The following is a 255-nucleotide window of genomic DNA, read 5'->3' as shown; positions in this document are numbered from 1 at the left end:
CTTATAACCCGTTTTTGCGTTTGCATCAGCCGCAAATCCGGGCGCAATTACAGGTGCAGTTTCCTGAGATGGAGGTCGCCGCGGCGGACCGGGATGTTTTCCGCGCTGTGCGTGCTCTCAGGGATGCGTGGTGACTAGTCAGTTATTTATTTTTTCTGGGTGTTTAACAGGGAAGATATGTGTTAGGTATACCAAACTAGTGTCGGGACGGTTTTTACGATCTAGGTAAGTATCTGAGCGCTGACAGTCTATTAC

Annotated in this window: 1 protein-coding gene; it reads left to right on the top strand. The window is 49.0% G+C overall.

What is annotated here, in order from left to right:
* Nucleotides 1–14: 14 nt before the first annotated feature.
* Complete coding sequence (locus tag Q4563_RS23805; RefSeq protein ID WP_442903844.1) at nucleotides 15–134, top strand: hypothetical protein; 120 nt, start codon at nucleotides 15–17, stop codon at nucleotides 132–134.
* The last annotated feature ends 121 nt before the right edge of the window (nucleotides 135–255 follow it).

It is taken from the genome of Gilvimarinus sp. 1_MG-2023, from assembly GCF_030548285.1.
Note: the sequence above shows the minus strand (reverse complement) of the source record. Positions and strands in the feature narration are given on the sequence as shown.